The sequence below is a fragment of the Microcystis sp. M49636_WE2 genome, from assembly GCF_030065375.1.
In the GTDB taxonomy this organism is placed as follows: Bacteria; Cyanobacteriota; Cyanobacteriia; order Cyanobacteriales; family Microcystaceae; genus Microcystis; species Microcystis aeruginosa_C.
The window spans coordinates 1-2,256 of record NZ_JASJFG010000280.1 but is presented as its reverse complement, the minus strand read 5'-3'; the positions used below and the strand labels follow the sequence as shown (position 1 = coordinate 2,256).

Annotated in this window: 4 protein-coding genes; 2 read left to right on the top strand and 2 right to left on the bottom strand. The window is 43.6% G+C overall.

Going from position 1 to position 2,256, the window contains the following annotated elements; genetic code table 11:
* Both PX484_RS06760 and secF read left to right on the top strand, forming a co-directional pair.
* Positions 1–324: MMPL family transporter (locus PX484_RS06760; protein WP_288103228.1), on the top strand; the 324-nt coding region annotated here is incomplete at its 5' end.
* 155 nt (positions 325–479) lie between these two features.
* Positions 480–1,412: a protein translocase subunit SecF gene (secF, locus tag PX484_RS06755; protein ID WP_287664784.1), complete on the top strand. Its 933-nt coding sequence runs from the start codon at positions 480–482 to the stop codon at positions 1,410–1,412.
* On the opposite strand, the gene PX484_RS06750 is transcribed toward secF, so the two are convergent.
* Both PX484_RS06750 and PX484_RS06745 read right to left on the bottom strand, forming a co-directional pair.
* Complete coding sequence (locus PX484_RS06750) at positions 1,409–1,732, bottom strand: helix-turn-helix transcriptional regulator (protein ID WP_008196506.1); 324 nt, start codon at positions 1,730–1,732, stop codon at positions 1,409–1,411. The two genes, secF and PX484_RS06750, sit on opposite strands and share 4 nt — an antisense overlap.
* Complete coding sequence (locus PX484_RS06745) at positions 1,729–2,148, bottom strand: type II toxin-antitoxin system RelE/ParE family toxin (protein WP_287709780.1); 420 nt, start codon at positions 2,146–2,148, stop codon at positions 1,729–1,731. The genes PX484_RS06750 and PX484_RS06745 overlap by 4 nt, the downstream gene beginning before the upstream one ends.
* Between the last annotated feature and the right edge of the window lie 108 nt (positions 2,149–2,256).

The following is a 2,256-nucleotide window of genomic DNA, read 5'->3' as shown; positions in this document are numbered from 1 at the left end:
GCAAATGTACTAATTTTTGAGCGTACCCGGGAGGAATTAAGGGCCGGAAAATCCCTATTTCGGGCAGTAGAGTCGGGATTTTATCGGGCTTTTTCCAGTATTCTTGATAGTAATGTCACTACTTTAATCGCCTGTGCTGCCCTATTTTGGTTGGGTTCGGGATTAGTCAAGGGTTTTGCTTTAACTTTAGCCATTGGGGTAGCTGTGAGTATGTTTACCGCTTTAACCTGTAGTCGCACTCTCCTGTTAATCACCGTGTTAAACGTCCCCAGCGTCCGTCAAAAACCGCAACTTTTCTGCCCTAATTTACCGGTAAACCAATAATTCAGTTATCAGGAGTCAGGTGTAGGGTGGGTTAGGCGACGATAAGTTATGCTGTTGACCAATAATTTCTGATTCGCCGTAACCCACCGATTACCACTCCCCACTCCCCACTCCCCAAATCCCTTTTTTCCTTTGTTCCTTGTTACTTAATCGATATGGCATTTAACGTTACAAAACAGCGTAATTTTTGGTGGACAGTCTCGGCCTTGCTGACGATTGGTAGTATTTTGGCCATGGTGATTTCTTGGTTCACTATTCAAGCGCCTTTGAGACCGAGTTTAGATTTTGTTGGTGGTACGAGAATTCAGATAGAATTAGCCTGTGCCAAAAAGAATAACTGTGAGAAACCCTTAACTACTGCCGAAGTGCAAGGAATTTTAGACGAGGAAGGATTGGGTAACAGTAGTGTGCAGGTGTTGGATAAATATACTTTATCGGTGCGAACTAAAACCCTAGCAGAAGAACAGAGAACGAAATTACTCGACACCTTAAATCAGAAAATTGGCGCCTTTGACCCCGAAACCAGTCAAATCGATACCGTCGGACCGACCATCGGTCAAGAATTATTTAGGTCGGGATTTTTAGCTTTATTAGTGTCATTTTTTGGCATTGCTGTCTATCTAAGCTTCCGTTTTCAACGGGATTACGCTTTTTTTGCCATTGTCGCCCTGCTGCACGACGTTTTGATCACTTTAGGGGTCTTTGCGGTTTTAGGCTTAATTGCGGGGGTAGAAGTGGATAGTTTATTTTTGGTTTCCCTCTTGACAATTGTGGGCTTTTCTGTTAATGACACAGTGGTAATTTATGATCGCGTCCGGGAAAATTTTGCTAATACCCCCGAATTATCCGTGGATGAAATTGTCGATAATGCGGTGAGTCAAACCCTAAGTCGTTCAATTAATACCACCCTGACTACTTTATTGCCTCTGGTGGCGATTTTTCTCTTTGGTGGCAGCACCTTAAAATATTTTGCCCTAGCTTTAATTATTGGCTTTGTAGCCGGGGCCTATTCGAGTATTTTTATCGCTAGTACCCTACTAGCTTGGTGGCGCGGTCGTTCCCATCGACCCACACTCAATTACAGTTAGGATGCCATTGGTGAAGAATCAGTCGGTCTTGGATAGGTCGTAATAGTAATTTCAACCTGTTGATTGAGACGACCCAAAATTGATATCAAACGGTCAATAGTAAAGCGTTCCAAATTAGCATGGCGAATCTGAACAAATTCACTGTGATTAATTCCAGTTCGCACTTGAGCATCGCGGGTTGATAAGTCTTCCTTCTCCAGAACCTTGATAATTTCAGCAGCAAGCAGTGCTTTCGCTTGTCGCACGTCCGCATCTACATCGCCAAAATCGCGGTACACATTCCCGCTACCTTGTACCAGTTCAAATTGTTCTTCACTCATGAGAGTTCCTCCTTCAATCGCTTGAGCCGTGCTTTGATAACTTCGACTTCTTGCTGTGGTGTTTTGATCCCTTTTGGGGATTTTTTCTGGAAGGCATGAATCACCCAGATAGCCTCACCTAACTGGACAGCATAAATAGTTCGATAGGCATCCCCCTTGAAAGGTAGAGCAATCTCGAACACACCAGAACCTATCCCCTTAAAAGGCTTGGTTAGGGATGATTTTGCCCCTTCTGCTGCAATAGTTAAAGCGTCAAGTACAATTTCTTGGGCTTCCTTGGGAAACTTTTGAAAATCTTTCCGTGCCGCTTTAATCCAAGATATAGGACGGGTATTACGCATTCGCTTATGGTGATATAACTGATACCACCTGTCAAGCCCCATTATAGTTACTAATTCTGTACGCAAATATTGCATCTAGAATTAGCTTTGTACGCTTTGACCCGTACTGGGTTAACTACGAACCTCTCTATCGGATTCCCGCTAAAGGCGGCCTCTCCGACTACCTTTCTTCCAATATTTAAG